Here is a 5109-nt window from a genome sequence, read left to right as displayed (position 1 = left end):
GCCCCCAGCAGCGCCAGCGTGATCCCCCACAGGCTGTGCACCGGCAGGTCCAGGCCCGTCAGCAGGGCACCCGCGGCCAGCGTCACCGCCGCCACCAGCAGCCCGTTGCCGACGTACGGAAGCAGCCGTCCGGCCCACAGGACACCCCGGCCGCGCGGGGAGAGCAGCACGGCGCCCAGGGTCCCGTAGCGCCGCTCGTTGCTCACCGCCATGGTGCCGCCGTAGACGCCGGCCACCGACGCGGCGAGCACGGCGTTGCCGAGGACGTAGAACCCGTCGTCGGCGACGCCCAGCTGGCGTCCCAGGTCGACGTAGAACAGGAGTTGGAGCAGCGGCCCGGCCAGCAGCGTGCCGAGGAACATCGGCGGCGTCGTCCAGTTGAAGAGCGCCCGGTAGGCCAGCAGGCCGCCGGTGCCCACCAGGCGGGCGGCACGCAGCACGGGGGTGGTCACGGCAGGTCTCCGATCGACGGTCAGGAGAGAGCGAATGTGGGGGTCGACGGTCAGGAGAGAGCGGATGTGGGGGTCGACGGTCAGGGAAGAGCAAGGGCGGCGGCTCGACGGTCAGGAGAGAGCGAGCGTGGCGGCGGCGCGGGCCCGGCGCTCCACGTACCGCAGCGCGGCCACGGCGGCCGCCAGGTACAGCAGGCCGGACCCGATCGCCGCCAGCAACGGCGGCCAGACCGCTCCGCCGCCGGTGGCCGCCTGCACGGCCCGGGCACCCCAGGTGGGAGGCAGGGCCCAGGAGAGCGGGCGGGTCCAGCCGGGCAGCACGGTGATCGGCACCAGCAGCCCGGAGAGCAGCCAGACCGGGGTGTCCAGGGCGTTGGCCAGCGCGTTGGCGTTCCGCAGCAGCACAAAGGTGGCCGCCAGCAGCATCCCGGTCAGGCCCAGCGCCAGCACACACGCCGGCACGGCCGCCACGAAGGCCAGCGGATGGGCGAGATGCAGCGGCACGCCGAAGAGCAGCACCCCCCACAGCAGCGTGGCCCCCATGGCGTAGGTGCCGACCACGGCGGTGGCCAGGGTGATCGGCAGCAGCACCGCGGCCAGCGGGGCGGGCGCGACCACCAGCGGCTCCAGGGTGCCGAGCCAGCGCTGGTTCTGCACCGCGCCACCGGAGCCGAAGAGCACCGAGGACCACATGCCCATCAGCCCGGCGCCCACCGACGCCTGGATCAGCCGGTCCGGATCCCCCGCCGCCCGGAAGAGGTACACCGCCAGCGTGGCCTGGACGACGGGCAGCACCGCGGCGAAGGTGATCTCCAGCGGCGACCTCGACTGGTAGACGACATGGGTGCGTACCCCCACCGCCAGCAGCCGCGGCAACCGCCGCAGCGCGGTCATGCGGCGGCCTGCGGGGTCTCGTCGCCTGCGCGGGAGACGACGGCCACATAGGCGTCCTCCAGCGTGGGTTCGCGGCGCAGGGTGCGTCCCGGCCGCAGGCCGTCCAGTGCGGCCCGCACCGAGGGCTCCGGGTCGGCGGCGCCGTCGGCGCTCTGCACGGTCAGCCACTGGGTCCGGCCGTCGTCCCGCACGGCTGCGCTGCGCACCCCGGGCAGAGCGCGGACGGCCGACAGCCGGGCGTCGTCGATGCCGTACGCCTCGATCTCCAGCACGCCCACCCCGCTGACCGCCGACTTGAGTTCGGCCGGTGTTCCCAGGGCCTGCAGGCTGCCCCGTGCGATCACGGCGATCCGGTCGCAGAGTTCGTCGGCCTCGGCCATGTAGTGCGTGGTCAGCAGGACGGTGGTGCCCGCTGCGGCCAGGCCGGCCACCGTCCGCCGCAGGTCCCGGGCGGCCACCGGGTCCACGCCGATGGACGGCTCGTCCAGGAAGAGCACCTCGGGGCGGTGCAGCAGCCCGCGGGCGATGTGCAGCCGCTGCCGCATGCCCCGGGAGTAGCCCTCCACCCGTTCCCGCTCCCGGCCCGACAGGCCGACCAGGTCGAGCAGTTCGGCGATGCGGCGGCGCTGCTCGCGCGGCTCGACGCCGTACAGCTCCGCGAAGTAGCGCAGGTTGTCCTGGGCGGACAGCCGGTCGTAGAGCCCCCGGTCGCCGCCGAAGACATAGCCGATGCGCCGACGTACCGCGACCGGCTCGGACGCGACGTCATGGCCCAGCACCCGCGCGGAGCCGCCGGTGGGCAGCAGCAGGGTGTTGAGCATCTTGATGGTGGTGGTCTTGCCCGCACCGTTGGGGCCCAGCAGTCCGAAGAGCTCGCCTCTGGCCACCCCGAAGGAGACGCCGCGTACGGCGTGCACCTCGGTGCGGCGGCCCCTGAGCCGGCCGCCGGTACGGATCGGGAAGGTGCGGGTCAGGTTGTCCGCTTCGATCGCCAGCATGCCGCGACGGTAGGGAGGCTGAGCCTGCGGCGGCCAATGATTCGGGACCGGCCGAATCGTGCAGCGCCGTGGCCGGGCGCCGTACGTCCCGACTCGCGGTCAGGCGGTGCGGAGCACGCCCTCACCGGCGAGCAGCGACAGCAGTGCCCGGCCGGTCTCGGTGGTGCGGTAGTAGACCCGGCGGCCGACCCGGTGACGGGTGACCACCCCCGCCTCGGCGAGCATCGCGAGATGCTCCGAGACGGTGCTGGGCGCGAGGCCGAGGCGGTCCGCGACACCGGCGGTGGTCAGCGGATCCTCCTCCAGCTCCCGCAGCACCGCGGCCCGGCCGCGGCCGAGCAGCAGGCCCAGCCGGTCGGTGGGCGCCGCGGGGGCCTCGGTGTCGTCCCTGAGCGCGGCGGCACCCCGGGCCTGGAACGACAGGGTGAAGACCGCCGGGTCGTCGGTGGAGGCCAGCCGGGCGCCCTCGGCGAAGACCAGTGGCACCAGCAGCAGCGAACGCTCCCCCGGCGCGCAGGCGAAGTCGACGTACTTGGTCATCGTCAGCACCGGCGGCTGCCAACTGGCCCTCGGCTCCAGACCGGTGAAGAGCGCGTCGATGCCGGCGGTGGCCAGGACCCTGGCGCGGGCCAGCACCTCGTCCTCCACCAGTCGCCGCATCACCGGCCAGTGCGCCGCGAGTGCGCCGTCCCAGTACGCCTGGAAGGCGTCGGCGAGGGCGTTGCAGGACGCCTCGGGGTCGGTGAGGTACGGCTGCCACTCGGCGGGCGGCTCACTGCCGAAGTGACGCACCACCTGCTCGCGCACCCGGTCCGGCGGGGTCTGCCGGACCTGACGCAGATCCTCCTCGATCGAGGTGCTGCCCAGCGGTCGGGGCACGGTGAAGTCCGGGAAGTCGTAACGGCCGAGGAGGGCCCGCAGCGGCCGGGTGCGCTCGTCGTCCTGCAGCACCTCGCGGGCCCGGCCGACCCATCTGCGGTAGGGCCAGCTGGGCTGCCGGTCGGGCTGGGCCAGACAGACGCTGACGTAGGCGTCCCAGAGCGGGCTGACCGCGATCCGGGTCCGGCCCAGGGACGCCTCGTCGAACTCGACCCGGATCATTCCGCACCCGTCGCGGGCTCCACGAAGCCCTGCTCCACCAGCAGCCGCAGCGACTGCGGGACGCGGTCACGCAGGACCACCCGGTCCTCGCCCAGCAGATGGGCGATGGCGTCCACGATGTCGCCGGCGGCAAGGGTTCCGTCGCAGACGCCGGTGAAGCCCGCACCGACCGTGTCGACCTTGGTGGCGCGGCGCATACCGCGGTTCTGACGCAGAATCACATGCTCGGGATCCTCCGCTCCCGGCGCCCCGACCTGCTCCTGGACCACCTCGGCCGCCAGCCGGTAGCGGGCGCTGAGCAGGTCCGCGTCGTCACGGGACCGTAGGAAGTCCTGGCGGGCAAACCACCGCTCGATGTGCGGGCCGAGCGGCTGCTCCACCGAGTGCGGCCACTCCTCGACCTGGACGGCGGGGCGCTCGGCACCGGACGCCCGCAGGGTGATCCAGCCGAAGCCGATCCCCTCCACCTTGGCCGACTCGAAGGCGTCCAGCCATGCGTCATAGCGGCCGTTGTAGCGGGCGCGGGCCTGCTCCGGGTCCTCCGGTCCCTCAGCGCCGACCCGGTGGTCGCCGGCGTCGCGCAGCCAGAGCTCCGCGTACTGGGCGACGTCCTGCACCTCCCGCTGCACCACCCAGGCGTCCAGCCCGGTGCCGGCCACCCAGTCGGCCAGCCGGTCGTGCCAGTCCTCGCCGCGGATGTGCTGCCAGTTGGCGAGCAACTGGCAGTAGCCCCCGGGCTCCAGATGGTCGGCGGCCTCCCGCACCAGACGGCGGCAGAGGTCGTCGCCGGGCATGCCGCCGTCCCGGTAGGTGAGCCGGCCGGCCGGGGAGATCACAAAGGGCGGGTTGGAGACGATCAGGTCGAACCGCCGGTCCCGCACCGGTTCGTAGAGGCTGCCCTGCGCGGTCTCCACGTTGTCGAAGCCGGAGAGCGCCACCGTGAGCCGGGTGAAGTGCAGGGCCCGGGGGTTGAGGTCGGTGGCGGTGACGCGGCCGGCGTGGCGGGCCGCGTGCAGCGCCTGCACCCCCGAGCCGGCGCCCAGGTCCAGGGCGTTCCGCACCGGCCGGCGCACCGTGATCCCGGCCAGCGTGGTGGAGGCGCCGCCGACTCCGAGGACCAGGTCGCGCCGGTCCACCCCGGTGGCGGTCCCCGCCGCGCCGATGCCGCCGGCGCCGCCGACCGCGCAGCCCAGGTCGGAGACCACCCAGGCGTCGGCGCTGTCGGCACCGGCCACCTCGTTGGCGTAGGGGCGCACATCGACCATGGCGCGGACGTCCCCGCCCACCCGGCACAGCCATCCGTCGGCCAGGCAGTCGTCCACCGGAAGGGCGGCCGCGGCACGCTCGTACGGCACCGGGCGCTGCAGCAGGAAGAGCCGGACCAGGGTCTCCAGCGGACTGCCGCCCCGGGTGGCCCTCAGGGCGGGCACCGTCTCACTGCGGGCCAGGGCCGCGTAGGCGGTGGCGCCCAGCAGCTCCAGGCAGCCGTCGGCGGTGAAGTCGGCGGCCGACAGTGCCTCCCGGAGCCGGGCGATGCGATCGCGGTCCAGGGCGGGGAGGTGCGGATCGGCGGGGGCGGTGCTTGTCGTCACACGGCCATTCTCCCGGCTGGGGGCCGGGTACGTACACCTTGGGCGGTTCGGCGCGCGGGCGGCCCGGGGCGG

Annotated in this window: 4 protein-coding genes and 1 pseudogene; all 5 read right to left on the bottom strand. The window is 74.4% G+C overall.

Going from position 1 to position 5109, the window contains the following annotated elements:
- Positions 1-452: pseudogene (locus AOK09_RS30700) on the bottom strand (ABC transporter permease); the annotation flags it as partial.
- 111 nt (positions 453-563) lie between these two features.
- On the bottom strand, positions 564-1346 hold the full coding sequence (locus tag AOK09_RS30695; protein ID WP_055590502.1) for an ABC transporter permease: 783 nt from the start codon (positions 1344-1346) through the stop codon (positions 564-566).
- Complete coding sequence (locus AOK09_RS30690) at positions 1343-2344, bottom strand: ABC transporter ATP-binding protein (protein WP_055590501.1); 1002 nt, start codon at positions 2342-2344, stop codon at positions 1343-1345. The genes AOK09_RS30695 and AOK09_RS30690 overlap by 4 nt, the downstream gene beginning before the upstream one ends.
- Positions 2345-2443: 99 nt before the next feature.
- Positions 2444-3445 (bottom strand): helix-turn-helix domain-containing protein, encoded by a 1002-nt coding sequence (locus AOK09_RS30685; RefSeq protein WP_055590500.1) that lies wholly within the window; start codon positions 3443-3445, stop codon positions 2444-2446.
- Positions 3442-5037 carry a DUF7059 domain-containing protein gene (locus AOK09_RS30680; RefSeq protein ID WP_055590499.1) on the bottom strand — a complete coding sequence of 532 codons (1596 nt, stop codon included), beginning with the start codon at positions 5035-5037 and terminating at the stop codon, positions 3442-3444. Before AOK09_RS30680 ends, AOK09_RS30685 begins: the two co-directional genes overlap by 4 nt.
- Positions 5038-5109: the final 72 nt, after the last annotated feature.

This window comes from Peterkaempfera griseoplana (assembly GCF_001418575.1).
In the GTDB taxonomy this organism is placed as follows: Bacteria; Actinomycetota; Actinomycetes; order Streptomycetales; family Streptomycetaceae; genus Peterkaempfera; species Peterkaempfera griseoplana.
Note: the sequence above shows the minus strand (reverse complement) of the source record. Positions and strands in the feature narration are given on the sequence as shown.

Excerpts from the sequence above, each read along its gene's own strand:
- AOK09_RS30695 (WP_055590502.1), bottom strand. The coding sequence starts at position 1,346 with ATGACCGCGCTGCGGCGGTTGCCGCGGCTGCTGGCGGTGGGGGTACGC.
- AOK09_RS30690 (WP_055590501.1), bottom strand. The coding sequence starts at position 2,344 with ATGCTGGCGATCGAAGCGGACAACCTGACCCGCACCTTCCCGATCCGT.
- AOK09_RS30685 (WP_055590500.1), bottom strand. The coding sequence starts at position 3,445 with ATGATCCGGGTCGAGTTCGACGAGGCGTCCCTGGGCCGGACCCGGATC.